Origin of the sequence: Caballeronia insecticola, assembly GCF_000402035.1 — a bacterium.
In the GTDB taxonomy this organism is placed as follows: domain Bacteria; phylum Pseudomonadota; class Gammaproteobacteria; order Burkholderiales; family Burkholderiaceae; genus Caballeronia; species Caballeronia insecticola.
Map to the genome: position 1 here is coordinate 1,078,936 of NC_021287.1, position 15,576 is coordinate 1,094,511.

Sequence of the window (15,576 nt, forward strand, 5' to 3'; positions counted from 1 at the left end):
AAAGACGGTAAAGAAAGCGCCAATTCCGGGAAAAGGAGGGGAAACGTCTGATCAAAAAAGGCTTATGGGACGGTGCGTTGCAGCAATTTTTCGCATTATGAGATCAACTCTCATGATTTGAAAAATTCCTTGCGTCATGGTCTGGACCCTCTTTAGAATTGCCGGCACGCGGCCAGTGCCCGCTTGTCTGTGCTCGCAGCACGGGCGTGCGCCGGCGGTTCTAGAGTGTTCCTCAAATCAGGAGACGAGCATGTCCGCTGTACCCGACGAAGTTCTCAAATATGTCGCCAATGCCCGCGACGACGATCCTCAGGAAACCGCCGAGTGGCTCGATGCGCTCGACGGCGTCATTTCCGCAGTCGGCCCTGATCGCGCGCACTACCTGATCGAGAAGCAGATCGAATTCGCTCGCGTGCACGGCGAGCATCTGCCGTTTTCCGCGAACACGCCGTACATCAACACGATTCCCGTCGCTGGCCAGGCCAAGATTCCGGGCGATCAGGACATCGAACACCGCATTCGCTCGTACACGCGCTGGAACGCCATCGCCATGGTGTTGCGCGCGGGCAAGGACACCAACGTCGGCGGCCACATCGCTTCGTTCGCCTCGGCTGCAACGCTCTATGACGTCGGCTTCAACCACTTCTGGCACGCACCGTCGAAAGAACATGGCGGCGACCTCGTGTTCGTGCAGGGCCACTCGTCGCCGGGTGTGTACTCGCGCGCGTTCCTGCTCGGCCGCCTGACCGAGAAGCAGCTCAACAACTTCCGTCAGGAAGTGGGCGGCGAGGGCATCTCGTCGTATCCGCATCCGTGGCTGATGCCGGACTTCTGGCAGTTCCCGACCGTGTCGATGGGCTTGGGCCCGATCATGGCGATCTATCAGGCGCGCTTCATGAAGTACATGGAAGCGCGCGGCATGGCGAAGACGGAAGGCCGCAAGGTCTGGGCGTTCCTCGGCGACGGCGAAACCGACGAGCCGGAATCGCTCGGCGCGATCGGCATGGCCGGGCGCGAGCGTCTCGATAACCTCGTGTTCGTCATCAACTGCAATCTGCAGCGCCTGGACGGCCCGGTGCGCGGCAACGGCAAGATCATCCAGGAACTCGAAAGCGAATTCCGCGGCGCGGGCTGGAACGTCATCAAGGTCATCTGGGGCAGCCGCTGGGACGCGCTGTTCGCGCGTGACAAGACCGGCGCGCTGATGCGCCGCATGATGGACGTCGTCGACGGCGAATATCAGACCTACAAGTCGGAGTCGGGCGCGTTCGTGCGCGAGCACTTCTTCAACACGCCGGAACTGAAGGCGCTGGTCGCCGACTGGTCCGACGAGGACATCTGGAACCTGAACCGCGGCGGCCACGATCCGCACAAGATCTACGCCGCGTTCGACGCCGCGACCAAGACGAAGGGCGCGCCGACCGTCATCCTCGCCAAGACCATCAAGGGTTATGGCATGGGCGAGCACGGCCAGGCGATGAATATCACGCACCAGCAGAAGAAGCTGCCGATCGACACGCTGAAGAAATTCCGCGACCAGTTCCGTCTGCCGCTCACCGACGAACAGATCGCCGACGTGCCGTATCTCACGTTCGAGGAAGGTTCGAAGGAACTGGAGTACATGCGCCAGAAGCGTATGGACCTGGGCGGCTATCTGCCGACGCGCCGCGAAAAGGCGGAATCGCTGCCGGTGCCGGAACTCTCGGCATTCGAGCCGCTTCTGAAGGGCACGGGCGCAGGCCGCGAAATTTCCACGACGATGGCCTTCGTGCGGATCCTGAACATCCTGCTGAAGGACAAGGCGCTCGGCAAGCGCATCGTGCCGATCGTGCCGGACGAGTCGCGTACCTTCGGCATGGAAGGCCTGTTCCGCCAGATCGGCATCTGGAATCAGGACGGCCAGAAGTACATTCCGGAAGACTCCGACCAGCTGATGTTCTACCGCGAATCGGAAACCGGGCAGATTCTGCAGGAAGGCATCAACGAAGCGGGTGGCATGTGTGACTGGATCGCGGCCGCGACGTCGTACTCGACGCACGGCGAGATCATGATCCCGTTCTACATCTTCTACTCGATGTTCGGCTTCCAGCGCATCGGCGATCTGGCATGGGCCGCGGGCGACATGCGCTCGCGCGGCTTCCTGCTGGGCGGCACGGCAGGCCGCACGACCCTCAACGGCGAAGGCCTGCAGCACGAAGACGGCCATTCGCTGATGTGGGCGGCGTCGGTGCCGAACTGCATCAGCTACGACCCGACCTTCGGCTACGAACTCGCCGTCATCATGCAGGACGGCCTGCGCCGCATGGTCGCGGAGCAGGAAGACGTGTACTACTACGTCACGGTGATGAACGAGAACTACGAGCATCCGGCGATTCCGCAGGGTGACGCTGTAGCCGCGGACATCATCAAGGGCATGTATGCGTTCAGCAAGGCCGAAGGCGCCGGCAAGGGCCCGCACGTCCAGCTGATGGGCGCAGGCACGATCTTCAACGAAGTGATCGCCGCCGCCGACCTGCTCAAGAACGACTGGGGCGTCACCGCCGACCTGTGGAGCGTGCCGAGCTTTACCGAACTGGCCCGCGACGGTCAGGCGTGCGAGCGCTGGAACCTGCTGCATCCGACGGAAGAGAAGCGCCTGCCGCACGTGACCAAGCTGCTCAAGGGCGCGCAGGGTCCGGTGATCGCGTCGACGGACTACATCCGCGCGCTTGTCGACCAGATCCGCGGCTATGTGCCGAACAAGTTCGTGGTGCTCGGCACCGACGGCTACGGCCGCTCGGACACGCGCGAGGCGCTGCGTCACTTCTTCGAAGTCGACCGCTACTGGGTCACGCTGGCGGCGCTCAATGCGCTCGCCGACGAAGGCACGATCGAGCGCAAGGTCGTCGCAGAGGCGATCAAGAAGTACAACCTCGACCCGTCCAAACCCAACCCGATGACCGTCTAAAGGCATCGCCCCCGAGCGTTGTGACGCGGCCTCCGTCCGAAGCGGGCGGAGGCCGCGTGCAACCCAGGAGACACTAATAATGAGTCAAGCGATCGAAGTCAAAGTGCCGGACATCGGCGATTTCAAGGACATCCCCGTGATCGAAGTGCTGGTCAAGGTGGGTGACACCGTCGAGCCCGAGCAGTCGCTCGTCACGCTGGAGTCCGACAAGGCCACGATGGACGTGCCGAGTTCGGCTGCGGGCACCGTGAAGGAAGTGAAGGTCAAAGTGGGCGATAACGTGTCGGAAGGCACGCTCATCGTCGTGCTGGAAGGCGCGGGCGCTGCCGCCGCGCCGGCCGCGAAGCAGGAAGCGGCTGCGCCCGCTCCCGCGTCCGCAGCGGCTGCCGCGCCTGCGGCGAGCGGCGGCGGTTCCGTCGAAGTGAAGGTGCCGGATATCGGCGACTTCAAGGACATTCCGGTCATCGAGATCGCGGTCAAGGTCGGCGACAAGGTCGAGAAGGAGCAGTCGCTCGTCACGCTCGAATCCGACAAGGCGACGATGGACGTGCCGAGCCCCGCCGCGGGCACGGTGAAGGAACTGAAGGTCAAGATCGGCGATACGGTCTCCGAAGGTTCGCTGATCCTCGTGCTCGAAGGTGGCGCGGGCGCTGCGGCTGCACCGGCTGCACCGGCTGCGGCTCCGGCCAAGGCCGAAGTGCCGCCCGATGCACCCGCGAAACCCGCGCCGGCGAAAGAGCCGCCGTCGGCGCTCGCACAGGCGCCCGTGATGCCTGCCGGCGACGGTACGCGCACGTCGAGCCATGCGTCGCCGTCCGTGCGCAAGTTCGCGCGCGAACTGGGCGTCGATGTGTCGCGCGTGAGCGGCACGGGTCCGAAGGGGCGCATCACGCAGGAAGACATCACCGCGTTCGTGAAGGGCGTGATGACGGGGCAGGGCAAGGCGCCCGCTGCTGCGGCGCCGGCTGGCGGTGGCGGCGGCGAACTCGGTCTGCTGCCGTGGCCGAAGATCGATTTCACGAAGTTCGGTCCGGTCGATCCGAAGCCGCTGTCGCGCATCAAGAAGATTTCGGGCGCGAACCTGCATCGCAACTGGGTGATGATCCCGCACGTCACGAACAACGACGAAGCGGATATCACCGAGCTCGAAGAACTGCGCGTGAAGCTCAATAAGGAGCACGAGAAAGCGGGCGTGAAATTCACGATGCTCGCGTTCGTCATCAAGGCCGTGGTCTCGGCGCTCAAGAAGTTCCCGGACTTCAACGCGAGCCTGGACGGCGACAACCTCGTCTTCAAAAAGTACTACCACATCGGTTTCGCGGCCGACACGCCGAACGGCCTCGTCGTTCCGGTGATCCGCGACGCGGACAAGAAGGGCCTCGTCGATATCGCCAAGGAGATGGCGGAGCTGTCGAAGCTCGCGCGCGACGGCAAGCTCAAGCCCGATCAGATGCAGGGCGGCTGCTTCTCGATTTCGTCGCTGGGCGGCATCGGCGGGACGCACTTCACGCCGATCATCAACGCGCCCGAAGTCGCGATTCTCGGCCTGTCGCGCGGTCAGATGAAGCCGGTGTGGGACGGCAAGCAGTTCGTGCCGCGCCTCACGCTGCCGATGTCGCTGTCGTACGACCATCGCGTCATCGACGGTGCGGCCGCCGCGCGCTTCAACGCTTATCTGTCGGCGATTCTGGGCGATTTCCGTCGCGTCATTCTCTGATCTGCTGATCTGGCCGACGGCGGAACCTCGGGGCATTGCCCTGAGGTTCCATCCGCACATCTCTTAGGGGACAACATGAGTCTCGTCGAACTAAAAGTACCCGACATCGGCGACTTCTCCGATGTCGATGTCATCGAAGTCAATATCAAACCCGGCGACGTCATCGAAAAGGAACAGGGCGTCATCACGCTCGAAACCGACAAGGCCACCATGGAAGTGCCGGCCGACGTGGCGGGCACCATCAAGGAAGTGAAGGTCAAGCAGGGCGACAAGGTCTCGCAAGGCTCGGTCGTCGCGATGGTCGAAACCGCGGGCGCAGGGGCTGCCGCTGCGCCCGCCGCCGCACCGGCTCCGGCTCCGGCTGCGGCTGCGGCTCCCGCTGCGGCCCCCGCAAAAGCAACGGGCGGCGGCGTGCAGGACGTGAAGGTGCCGGACATCGGCGACTTCAAGGACATTCCCGTCATCGAAGTGCACGTGAAACCGGGCGACACGGTCGAGAAGGAACAGTCGCTCGTCACGCTCGAATCCGACAAAGCGACGATGGACGTGCCGTCGCCCGCGGCGGGCGTCGTCAAGGAACTGAAGGTCAAGGTCGGTGACAACGTCTCGGAAGGCACGCTGATTCTGACGCTCGAAGGCGGTGGCGCAGCGGCTCCGGCGTCTGCGCCCGCGCCGCAGAAAGCGGCTTCGGCTCCGGCCGCCGCCGCATCGGCGCCCGCGCCGCAAGCCGGCAGCTACTCCGGCGCGGCCGATGTCGAATGCGACATGCTCGTGCTCGGCGCCGGCCCCGGCGGTTATTCGGCGGCGTTCCGCGCAGCCGATCTCGGCATGAAGACAGTGCTCGTGGAACGTTATTCGACGCTCGGCGGCGTGTGTCTGAACGTCGGCTGCATTCCGTCGAAGGCGTTGCTGCATACCGCGCTCGTCATCGACGAAGCGGCCGAACTCGCGTCGCACGGCATCAGCTTCGGCGAGCCGAAGATCGATCTCGACAAGCTGCGCGGCTTCAAGGAAGGCGTCGTCAAGAAGCTGACCGGCGGGCTGGCCGGCATGGCGAAGGCGCGCAAGGTCCAGGTGGTGACGGGCGTCGGCAACTTCGTCGATCCGCATCACATGGAAGTGAACGGCCCGGACGGCAAGAAGGTCGTGAAGTTCGCGCAGGCGATCATCGCGGCGGGTTCGCAGGCGGTGAAGCTGCCGTTCTTCCCGGACGATCCGCGCGTCGTCGATTCGACCGGCGCGCTCGAACTGCGTCAGTTGCCCAAGCGCATGCTGGTGGTGGGCGGCGGCATCATCGGGCTGGAAATGGCGACGGTGTACTCGACGCTCGGCTCGGAAATCGATGTCGTCGAAATGCTCGACGGTCTGATGGCCGGCGCGGACCGCGATCTCGTGAAGGTCTGGGAGAAGTTCAACGCCAAGCGCTTCGCGAACGTCATGCTGAAGACCAAGACGACCAAGGCCGAGGCGAAGGAAGATGGCATCTACGTGACCTTCGAAGGCGAGAAGGCGCCAGCCGAACCGCAGCGTTACGACCTCGTGCTGCTCGCGGTCGGCCGCAGCCCGAACGGCGGCAAGATCGGCGCGGACAAGGCGGGCGTGAGCGTGACAGAGCGCGGCTTCATCAACGTCGACAAGCAAATGCGCACCAACGTGCCGCACATCTTCGCGATCGGCGATCTCGTCGGCCAGCCGATGCTCGCGCACAAGGCCGTGCACGAAGGCCACGTGGCGGCGGAAGCGGCGCACGGCGAGAAGGCGTACTTCGACGCGCTGCAGATTCCGTCCGTTGCCTACACCGATCCGGAAGTGGCGTGGGCCGGCAAGACGGAAGAGCAGTGCAAGGCCGAAGGCATCAAATACGGGAAGGCGGTGTTCCCGTGGGCGGCTTCCGGCCGCGCGATCGCCAACGGCCGCGACGAAGGCTTCACCAAGCTCATCTTCGATGAGACGACGCATCGCGTGATCGGCGGCGGCATCGTCGGTCTGAATGCGGGCGATCTGATCAGCGAAGTGTGTCTCGCGATCGAGATGGGCGCGGATGCGACCGACATCGGCAAGACGATTCACCCGCACCCGACGCTCGGCGAATCGGTCGGCATGGCGGCGGAGTTGTACGAAGGCGTCTGCACGGACTTGCCGCCGCAACGCAAGAAGTAAGCTCCCGCACGGCTGCAAGCGCAAAAGCGCGCTCCTTTACTGGGAGCGCGCTTTTTTTATGGCCGCAAGAATGTCGCCGGCAGAACGCGGACGACAAAAAACCCGGCGCAAGGGCCGGGTTCTTCGTGATGCTTGCTGCGTACCGCAACCGGGCGATGCCCGGCGGCAAACTTACGCAACCGACTTCTTGGCGACGCGCGAAGCTTGCTCGGTCGCTTGCGTAGCGGCCTTCGTCGCAGCCGTAGCGGCGGCGTTGAAGTTGCTTTCAGCGATTTCGACAGCTTGCTTCGTTGCCTTGTGAACCGTTTCGTACGTCGTGTTGGCGGCGGTGATAGCCGACTTCATCACGGCGACAGCCGTTTCCGAACCAGCCGGCGCGTTCTTCGCGACGTTGTCAACGAGCGTTTGCACCTTGCGGTTCTGCTCTTCGTACTGCACTTCCGCGACGCGGGCGAATTCAGCTTGCGTGGCCGACGCGATTTCATAGAGGTGACGGCCATACGACAGCACCTTTTCCGCGACCGGCTGGGTCAGGCTGGCTTGCAGTGCGAGCAGTTCCTGAGCATCCTTCACCGACAGCGCGCGTTGCGCGTTTTCCTGGCTTTCGGCCAGCGTGGACTTCACGACTTGCAGATTCAGTTCGACGAGCTTTTCGATGCCTTCGAACGCCTTGTTCGTGAGGCCGAACAGCGTGTCGAAGTTGGATTTCTGTGCAGCGGCGATTTGCTCGGGGGTCAACAGCGTCATCTCAGGCTCCTAATGGCCGACCCATCAAATGCGGGCCGTAGTTTGGGTAGATCCGGCGAATGATGACCGCCGGCTAGATGCAACAGCGATTGGTGCGTCGCAACATGAGACCCATTTTAGAGATATTCCGATGGATGTCAAGCACTTTTTGTGCGCCGCACCATTGGGGTAAAACGCTTGTTAAACAACAACTTATTTCACGTGCGAAAGCGCTTGAAAGGGCTTGGTGGAAACCCTATGCAACACAATGGATCAAGGCTTTGCGACATATTCAGCCGAGTCGTTCCACGTATGAAAGCGCAAACTGATGAAAGTTTGATGTTCGTTGAAGGCGCGCGCAATCGCCCTGCCGCGGTGCGACAAGGGCAGTCGTCTCAAGTTCGTCTTATTTTTAAGACGTCGCCGTACACCAAATTCGTGAAGAAACGTTAACATTTCGTCTGTCCGAACCGCCGCGTGAATCTCCGTCGCGTCCCCAGACTTTCTCCTTGATTCGAATTCTGCGTTTTGTCTGGAACAACTCACAAGTTTGACTAAAGTTGTGGAAAGTTTTGCCGATAGTGCGCTTGTCGTCGTGTAGTAAAAGCGCGCTCGGGGCAGAAGCGTTCCGCCGGAGTGATCGTTTTTTCCGATCGAGGCGCGTTTTTTATTGGCAATATGCAATCACGGCTTACAACTCGGTTTAACGAGTTCCGATAAGTGCTTAATATTGCTTAAATTTCGTAGCTTCACTACACTTGGCGGTACTCCCAGCCGCCCAACAGAACACTAATGAAAACCGAAATGTTTTCGTCGTTGAAGGTGGTGCATGGCATGGCGGTGCGCTCAGCATTGTCGATTGCCGTCTCCATCGCAGTAGCGACATCTTTCGCAGCGGCTCCGGCTGAAGCCCTCGCGAAGACCGCAAACACAACCGCAACCAAATCCGCCAGGAAATCCGCGAAATCTGCCGCTCAGGCCGAGAAGCCCGCGCGCGTGGCGAAGACCTCGCTCAAGGCGCCCAGGCCCGCGAAGGCGGCCAAGGTCACCGCCGCAGATGACGACGACGCACCGCGCGCCTCGCGCAAGCGCCGCGTTTCGTATCGCATGGAACCGCATGCGCGCCGCGGGGCTATGCATTCGGTGGCCTATCAGCCGCGCGCCGCTTCGGTCGGCCAGGCGTTCGGGCTGCATGACACGCCCGACAGCCTCGCACTGCGCTCGAGCGTCGCCTACGTGGTCGATCAGAGCACGTCCGAGACGCTGTTCGACAAGAACTCGCGCGCCGTCGTGCCGATCGCGTCGATCACCAAGCTGATGACGGCCATGGTCGTGCTCGATTCGCACATGCCGCTTACCGATGAAATCTCCGTCACCGACGAAGACCGCGACTACGAGAAGTTCACGGGTTCGCGTCTCGCAGTCGGCTCGGAGCTGAGTCGTGAAGACATGCTGCATATCGCGCTGATGGCCTCGGAGAATCGCGCGGCGGCGGCGCTGTCGCGTTATTACCCGGGCGGCCGTCCGGCGTTCATCGCCGCGATGAACGCGAAGGCGAAATCGCTCGGCATGTCGGACACGCACTTCGAAAATTCGACCGGCCTCACGAGCCAGAACGTGTCCAGCGCGCGCGATCTCGTGAAGATGGTCAACGCGGCGTATCAATATCCGCTGATTCGCAAATTCTCGACCGACCGTAGCTACGATGTGTATACCGGCAAGCGCAATCTCGCTTACAACAGCACGAATGCGCTGATCCGGAATGCATCGTGGGACATCGGTTTGCAGAAGACGGGCTTCATCAACGAGGCCGGCGAATGCCTCGTGATGCAGGCGAACGTGAACGGCCGTCCGGTCGTGATCGTTCTGCTGGATTCGTACGGCAAGTATTCGCGTTTTGCTGATGCGGGCCGGTTGCGCTCGTTTCTCGATACGCTCGGCGAGCCGCACATCATGAGTGCCGACATGGGCAGCGGCGCCAATCCCTGAGCTTCATTCGGGACGCTGACCCAACGCAAACGGGATTCGTCGAAAGGCGAATCCCGTTTTTCTATGGCGTTTTCGTTTTCTTTCTACTGTGGCCGCGCCGCCGCCTGACGGTGCGTTTGCAGCGCGTGCTGCGCGTCGGCTGCCGCTTGTTCCGGGTGATAACCGAGCGAGCGCGAGATTTCGAGGGCCGTGTGGCTTAGTTGCTTGAGCCACGCGTCCTGCAGACGGTCGGCCGGCGCGGAAAGCGACAGCCCCGCGACGAGCCGTCCGGTGTCGTCATAAATACCGGCCGCGATGCAGCGCACGCCGAGTTCCAGTTCTTCGTTGTCGCGCGCGCATGACTGCTGGCGAACCAGCAAGAGTTCGCGCTCCAGCTTGGCGAGATCGGTGATGCTGTTCTGCGTGTGACCCGAAAGGCCGGTGCGCATGGCGTAGGCGCGCACGCGCGTGGCTTCGTCGGCGGCGAGAAAGAGCTTGCCGACCGATGTCAGATGCAGCGGCGCCCGACCGCCGATCGCGCGCACGACCTGCATGCCCGAACGCTCCGAATACGCGCGCTCGATATACACGATCTCGTCGCCCTGTCGCACCGACAAGTTGACGGTCTGCCCGGTCTGCCGGTGCAGTTCGCGCATCGGCGGCATGGCGGCTTCGCGCACCGAAAGACGCGCCTTCACCAGATTGCCGAGTTCCAGCAGACGCATGCCGAGCCGGTACGTGCCGGGATCGGAGCGATCCACGAGACGGCACAGCACCATGTCGTTCAGAATGCGGTGCGCGGTGGACGGGTGCAGGTCGGTGCTCTGCGAGAGCTCTTTCAGGCTGACGGGATCGGTGTGACCGGCGAGGGCGTCGAGAAGACGCATCATGCGCTCGATCACCTGAATGGACGTCTTGGATTCCGGGTTCGTATCGCTCATCGGGGAAGAATCGGTTGATGCGTCAAACAGCGGAATGGGAATTGTATCTCATAATGTGAAAAAAGCGAACGCTGCATCGGGGCAATGATGCGGGCCGTTTCGTTCGATAACGTCGGAAGCCGCGTCCGAAGGGCGTTTTCGCGGATAATCGGCGGGCGTTCAAATCACTTCTACAAAACAGGAAACGCCCCCATGCGAGTCGGATTATTCGTGACTTGTCTTATCGACATGATGCGCCCCGAGATCGGGTTCTCGGTCATCAAGCTGATCGAGCGCGCGGGTTTCGAGGTCGTCGTGCCGCCGTCGCAGACGTGTTGCGGCCAGCCCGCCTATAACTCCGGCGACCGGCCGCTCGCCCGCGATCTCGCCGAAAAAACCCTTCGCGAGTTCGAACAGTTCGACTATGTGGTCGTGCCGTCCGGTTCGTGCGGCGGCATGATCCGCGCGCACTACGGCGATCTCTTTCGCGACGATCCTCAACTGATGAATCGATTCGCGCGCATGCAGCCGCGCGTGTTCGAACTGACCGATTTTCTCGTGACGGTCGCGAAGGCGCGCATGGAGCCCGGCGCATTCGACGGCATGGTGACCTATCACGATTCCTGTTCCGGCCTGCGCGAGCTCGGCGTCAAGACGCAGCCGCGCGAGTTGCTCGCGCAAGCCGGTGTGCCGGTCACCGAGATGGCGGGCTGCGAGCATTGCTGCGGTTTCGGCGGCACGTTCGCCGTCAAGTACGGCGACATTTCGACGGCGATCGTCGACGAGAAATGCGCCAACATCAAGGCGAGCGGGGCGGACGCGGTCGTGCTCGGCGACCTCGGCTGCATGCTGAATATCGAAGGGCGTCTGCGCCGCACCGGCGACACGACCACGCGCGTGCTGCATATCGCGCAGGTGCTCGCGGGCGACGTGCAAGGCCGCGCCTGAACAACCGCCGAGAGGACATCCCGACATGCAAGTTCAGACGATGCACTTCAAGGCGCGCGCGGGCAGCAAGCTCGCTGACGAGCGCCTGCAACAGAATCTCACCAAGCTCTCGACCAAATTCGTCAGCGCGCGGGCGAGCGCCGTGCGCGATATCGACTTCGAGGCGACGCGCGCGGCGCTCAAGGAACGGCGCGACCGCGCGCTGGAGAACCTCGACGTGTGGCTCGAAACCTTCGAGCGCGAGGCGACCCGGCGCGGCGCGATCGTGCTCTACGCGGAATCGACGGAGGACGCGGCGCGTCTGGTCGCGGATATCGCCCGCAAGCACGACGTGAAAAAAGTCATCAAGACCAAGTCGATGGTCTCCGAGGAGATGCAGTTGAATCGCGTGCTCGGCGAGATGGGCGTGCAGTCCATCGAAACCGATCTCGGCGAATATATCCTGCAGATCAACGACAACGAGCCGCCGAGTCATATCATCGCGCCCGTCGTCCATAAGGATAAGGAGCAGATCGCCGATCTCTTCGCGAAGACGCACAACAAGCCGCGTCTCACCGATATTCCCGACATGACGCGCGAGGCCCGCGAAGTGCTTCGTCCGCATTTCATGTCGGCGGATATGGGCGTGACGGGCGGCAACTTCCTGATCGCGGAGACGGGCTCGGTCGCGGTCGTGACCAACGAGGGCAACGAAGGCATGTGCACGGTGATGCCGCGCGTGCACGTGGCGGTGACGGGCATCGAAAAAGTGCTGCCGACGCTGGAAGATCTCGCGACCGCGATGCGCCTTCTGCCGCGCTCGGCGACCGGGCAGACCATTTCGAACTATTTCTCGCTGCTGACCGGCCCGCGCGCGCCGGACGAAACCGACGGTCCCGAGCACATGTACTTCGTGCTCGTCGATGGCGGGCGTACCGGGCTTATCGGCGGGGAATTTCAGGAGATGTTGCGCTGCATCCGCTGCGGCGCGTGTATGAATCATTGCCCGGTCTATCAGAAGATCGGCGGGCACGCTTACGGCTGGGTGTATCCGGGACCGATGGGCTCGGTGCTGACGCCGGCGTATGTCGGCATCGACCGCGCGCTCGATCTGCCGCAGGCCGCGACGCTTTGCGGCGAGTGCAACAGCGTGTGTCCGGTCGGCATTCCGCTCTCAGATCTGCTGCGCAAGCTGCGCGAAAAGCAGATGGAGCGGCGCTTACGGCCATGGAGCGAACGCGCCGCGCTCAGAATCTGGGGCTATCTCGCACTGCGTCCCGGCGCTTACGGGCTTTTCACAAAACTCGCAGTGCGGGTGCTCGAACGCATGGGCGGCAGCCGGAAGTCGATCGCGCGTCTACCGTTCGGCGCGGGCTGGACCGGCACACGCGATATGCCCGCGCCGGTCGGCCGGACGTTCCGCGAGTTGTATAAGGCGCAACATTCGCATCTCGGCTGAGCGCGGCATCGCAAAACAAAAACGGCGCCTGATTTTGTCCAGGCGCCGTTTTTCATGGCGAGTTTAGTTGCCGACCGGCCCCGTATGCCATTTGTTCGGGCCGCCGCCGTAGCTGCTGTTGCCGCCATTGGCGCTACGATTTCCGCCGCCACCCGCGTTGGCCGGCGGTGGCGCAGCGGGGCGCATCGGCGGGCCGCCCACCGCGCGGGGCATCGGCGCGTTGCCGCCGCCTGCCTGCGGTGGCGGGCCGCCGGGACGTCCGCCACCGGCTTGGGGCGGCGGGCCGCCATGACCGCCGCGATCGCCGTGGTCGTGGTTGTTCCAGCCTCCCGGAGGCGGCGGGCGTCGCCAGCCGGGACCGTCGTCCCAGTATCGGCGCGGGCCGGGGCCGTAATACGCGGGACCCGAGTAATAGCCGCCGCCGACGACCACGCCCGGCTGCACGACCGGGCCGCCGTAATAGCCGCCGCCGTAGCCATAGCCGGGATCGTCGTAGACGCCCTGCGGATAGCCGCCGCCGTAATAACCCGATGCGTCGGGATACGCGGCGCAACCGCCGAGCAAAGCGGCGGACGATGCAAACAAAAGACCAGCGACTGCGGATTTCATGATCGTGGAGTGATTGGTTGAAGCGTTATTGTGTAAGACAGCGTCGGCGCTTCAATGTCCCGACAACTTTGTAAGCCTTTATGACGGCAGCGCGCAAGCCTGAGCGCCGCGCATGAATCGGCCGATAAAACGATATCTTGCTTGCAGCGCAACAAACCTTTGCTTTTAAACGTCTTTTTCAGACGCAGCCGATTGCGTAACATTCGAAGCGTCGCTAAGTGGGCCTTCGTTCCGCTGCGACATTGATTCGAGGTAGTCAAAATGAGAAAGACAATATCGACCTACTGGCCTGTCGTCATCCTGTTGCCGATCGCGCTGGCGTTCTGCATGCACACGGGCGAGGGCGGCGCGACCATCGAGCGGCACGAGCAAGCGGGTGTAGCGGGCGTGAGCGCCGAACTGGCGCGCGCGATTTCCTACGGTTTCGTCGATGCCGATGACGCCGCGGTGCCGGCCGTGTCGAAGACGCTCTGAGCGAACCACAGCGCACGACTGAACGCACGACTGAAAGCGCCGCGCAGCATCGTTCGCCGCCAATGAAAAATGGCGCCCCTCGCAGGGCGCCATTTTTCTTGCGCAGTCGGACGCGCGGACTGGCTTACTTCAGTACGGCCGCGACGGCATTCGCGACGACATCGAGGTTGCGCGTGTTGAGCGCGGCCACGCAGATCCGGCCGGTGCTCACCGCATAGATGCCGAATTCTTCGCGCAGGCGATCCACTTGCGGCGCCGTCAGGCCCGAGTACGAGAACATGCCGCGCTGCTTGCTGACGAACGAGAAGTCGCGATCGACCCCGCTTGCCTTCAGGCGCTCGACGAGCCCGTTGCGCATTGCGCGGATGCGGTCGCGCATTTCGCCCAGTTCCTGCTCCCAGGTCGCGCGCAGTTCCGGCGACGCCAGCACGGCCGCGACGATCGAGCCGCCGTGCGTCGGCGGGTTCGAATAGTTGGTGCGGATCACGCGCTTCAGTTGCGACAGCACGCGGGCCGACTCTTCCTTGCCCGTGGTGATGACGGACAGCGCGCCGACGCGCTCGCCGTACAACGAGAACGACTTCGAAAACGACGACGACACGAATACGTTCAGTTCCGACGCCGCGAACAGACGCACCGCGGCCGAGTCCGCATCGATGCTTTCCGCGAAGCCTTGATACGCCATGTCGAGGAACGGCACGAGATTGCGTGCCTTCACGACTTCGACGATTTGCTGCCACTGCGCATCCGACAGATCGACGCCGGTCGGGTTATGGCAGCACGCGTGCAGCACGACGATCGTGCCTGCCGCGTAGCCGTTGAGCGCCGCGAGCATGGCGTCGAAATTCACGCCGTGCGTGGCGGCGTCGTAGTACGGGTAGTTGACGACTTCGAAGCCGGCGCTTTCAAAGAGCGCGCGGTGGTTTTCCCAACTCGGATCGCTGATCGCGACGATCGCGTTCGGATTCACGCGCTTCAGAAGGTCCGCGCCGATCTTGAGCGCACCCGTGCCGCCGAGCGCCTGCGCCGTCACGACGCGGCCCGCGGCGAGCAGCGGCGAATCGTTGCCGAGCAGAAGCTTTTGCACGGCGGAGTCATACGCGGCGATGCCGTCGATCGGCAGATATCCACGCGGCAGCGCAGCGTCGACGCGCGCTTTTTCGGCTTCGCGCACGGCGCGCAGCAGCGGAATCTTGCCTTCCTCGTTGGTGTAGACGCCGACGCCCAGATTGACTTTGGTCGTGCGCGTGTCGGCGTTGAAGGCTTCGTTCAGGCCCAGGATCGGGTCGCGGGGAGCGAGTTCGACGGCAGAAAAAAGAGACATGATCTAATCGGCAGTGAGAAAAAGACGATGCGGCGGGATTGCGCCCGGCAAGCCGGGGAGGCGTAGTAGGCGCGGTAGGCGAGGCGATGCAGTGCGCGTGGCGTCTTCGGCGGCTGGTGCTGCGCTGACGCACCGTTGTGCGGGCGTCCGGTGCCCGCCGTAGAGCCCAGTCGCACATTGTAGCGAATCCGGCCGGGCTTTTTCGCCGCCCGTTAGCTGAAGATGCGGGTTTTTCACGCATCCGCACTTTTGACCGCCGCAATGCGAACCGACTAAAAGGGTCGCAAAGCCTGGCGCTTGAGATCGATCTCACAAGCCCCAACTGCATCGGAACCCGGCGAGCAG

The 15,576-nt window shown here is 63.0% G+C and carries 11 protein-coding genes; 7 read left to right on the forward strand and 4 right to left on the reverse strand.

Features of this window, described 5'->3' with window-relative positions; all coding sequences use genetic code 11:
- The first annotated feature begins 250 nt into the window (after positions 1 to 250).
- From aceE to lpdA, 3 genes are all read left to right on the forward strand, one after another.
- A complete protein-coding gene (aceE, locus tag BRPE64_RS04915; RefSeq protein WP_016344933.1) occupies positions 251 to 2,947 on the forward strand; it encodes a pyruvate dehydrogenase (acetyl-transferring), homodimeric type in 2,697 nt (898 codons plus the stop codon).
- A 79-nt stretch (positions 2,948 to 3,026) separates the two neighbouring features.
- Complete coding sequence (aceF, locus tag BRPE64_RS04920) at positions 3,027 to 4,664, forward strand: dihydrolipoyllysine-residue acetyltransferase (RefSeq protein WP_016344934.1); 1,638 nt, start codon at positions 3,027 to 3,029, stop codon at positions 4,662 to 4,664.
- Between the two features lie 75 nt (positions 4,665 to 4,739).
- A complete protein-coding gene (gene lpdA, locus BRPE64_RS04925; protein WP_016344935.1) occupies positions 4,740 to 6,824 on the forward strand; it encodes a dihydrolipoyl dehydrogenase in 2,085 nt (694 codons plus the stop codon).
- 171 nt (positions 6,825 to 6,995) lie between these two features.
- Here the strand turns inward: lpdA and BRPE64_RS04930 are convergent, their stop codons facing one another.
- The gene (locus BRPE64_RS04930; protein WP_016344936.1) at positions 6,996 to 7,571 is read right to left on the reverse strand and encodes a phasin family protein; all 576 of its coding nucleotides are present in this window, start codon (positions 7,569 to 7,571) and stop codon (positions 6,996 to 6,998) included.
- A gap of 771 nt (positions 7,572 to 8,342) precedes the next feature.
- Between BRPE64_RS04930 and pbpG the strand changes: the two genes are divergently transcribed.
- Positions 8,343 to 9,539 (forward strand): D-alanyl-D-alanine endopeptidase, encoded by a 1,197-nt coding sequence (gene pbpG, locus BRPE64_RS04935; protein ID WP_016344938.1) that lies wholly within the window; start codon positions 8,343 to 8,345, stop codon positions 9,537 to 9,539.
- Between the two features lie 83 nt (positions 9,540 to 9,622).
- Here pbpG and BRPE64_RS04940 read toward each other — a convergent pair whose 3' ends face one another.
- On the reverse strand, positions 9,623 to 10,459 hold the full coding sequence (locus BRPE64_RS04940) for an IclR family transcriptional regulator (protein ID WP_016344939.1): 837 nt from the start codon (positions 10,457 to 10,459) through the stop codon (positions 9,623 to 9,625).
- A gap of 192 nt (positions 10,460 to 10,651) precedes the next feature.
- On the opposite strand from BRPE64_RS04940, the gene BRPE64_RS04945 reads away from it, so the two are divergent.
- A complete protein-coding gene (locus tag BRPE64_RS04945) occupies positions 10,652 to 11,386 on the forward strand; it encodes a (Fe-S)-binding protein (protein WP_044041258.1) in 735 nt (244 codons plus the stop codon).
- Between the two features lie 25 nt (positions 11,387 to 11,411).
- Complete coding sequence (locus BRPE64_RS04950) at positions 11,412 to 12,824, forward strand: lactate utilization protein B (protein ID WP_016344941.1); 1,413 nt, start codon at positions 11,412 to 11,414, stop codon at positions 12,822 to 12,824.
- Positions 12,825 to 12,887: 63 nt separating this feature from the next.
- Here BRPE64_RS04950 and BRPE64_RS04955 read toward each other — a convergent pair whose 3' ends face one another.
- Positions 12,888 to 13,433 (reverse strand): hypothetical protein, encoded by a 546-nt coding sequence (locus tag BRPE64_RS04955; protein WP_016344942.1) that lies wholly within the window; start codon positions 13,431 to 13,433, stop codon positions 12,888 to 12,890.
- A gap of 261 nt (positions 13,434 to 13,694) precedes the next feature.
- On the opposite strand from BRPE64_RS04955, the gene BRPE64_RS04960 reads away from it, so the two are divergent.
- Positions 13,695 to 13,907, forward strand: coding sequence for a hypothetical protein (locus tag BRPE64_RS04960; protein ID WP_016344943.1), 213 nt, complete (start codon positions 13,695 to 13,697; stop codon positions 13,905 to 13,907).
- Positions 13,908 to 14,031: 124 nt separating this feature from the next.
- Here the strand turns inward: BRPE64_RS04960 and BRPE64_RS04965 are convergent, their stop codons facing one another.
- Positions 14,032 to 15,231, reverse strand: a complete 1,200-nt coding sequence (locus tag BRPE64_RS04965) for an amino acid aminotransferase (protein ID WP_016344944.1) — start codon at positions 15,229 to 15,231, stop codon at positions 14,032 to 14,034.
- Positions 15,232 to 15,576 lie beyond the last annotated feature (345 nt).